At 67.8% G+C, this 698-nt stretch carries 1 pseudogene; it reads left to right on the top strand.

The features are described 5' to 3' along the window. A pseudogene (locus A3E77_RS12105) lies at positions 1 to 698 on the top strand (tryptophan 7-halogenase); the annotation flags it as partial.

Below are 698 nucleotides of genomic sequence, written 5' to 3'. Positions count from 1 at the left end.
CGCATGTCTGCGACCTCGATCTGGCGCCGCGGCAACGCGCGATGCCCGACTATCAAGGGGCGGCGAACTACGCCTACCACCTCGATGCCGGAAAATTCGCGGCGCTGCTGGCGACGCATGCAGTCCAGCGGCTTGGCGTGCGGCATGTATCCGACCATGTCGTCAGCGTCACGCGCGACGGCGAGGGCGGCATCGCCTCGGTGGCGACGCGGGCGAATGGCGATATCGACGGCGACCTGTTCGTCGATTGCAGCGGCCATGCGGCGCTGCTGATCGGCGGCGAACTGGGCGTGGGGTGGATCGACCGCAGCGATACGCTGTTCAACGACCGTGCGCTGGCGGCGCAGGTCCCGGTTGCGGCGGGCAGCCCGATTGCGTCACAGACGGTGTCGACGGCGCATGCCGCAGGCTGGATCTGGGATATAGGCCTGCCGGGCCGACGCGGCATCGGCTGCGTCTATGCCAGTCGCTTCATGGACGACGATGCGGCGGAGGCGGTCTTGCGCGGCTATATCGCGCGCGTTCTGCCCGACGCGCCCGACGTCCCGGCGCGACGGCTGAGCTTCCCGACCGGCCACCGCGCTCGTTTTTGGGAAGGCAATTGCATCGCGGTCGGCCTGTCGGCCGGCTTCATCGAGCCGCTCGAGGCATCGGCGATCGTGATGATCGAATTGTCGCTCAGTGCGCTGATCGACAAT

It is taken from the genome of Sphingopyxis sp. RIFCSPHIGHO2_12_FULL_65_19 (assembly GCF_001830555.1).
GTDB lineage: Bacteria > Pseudomonadota > Alphaproteobacteria > Sphingomonadales > Sphingomonadaceae > Sphingopyxis.
The sequence above is the reverse complement of the archived record's forward strand: the minus strand, read 5'-3'. Positions and strand labels throughout refer to the sequence as shown.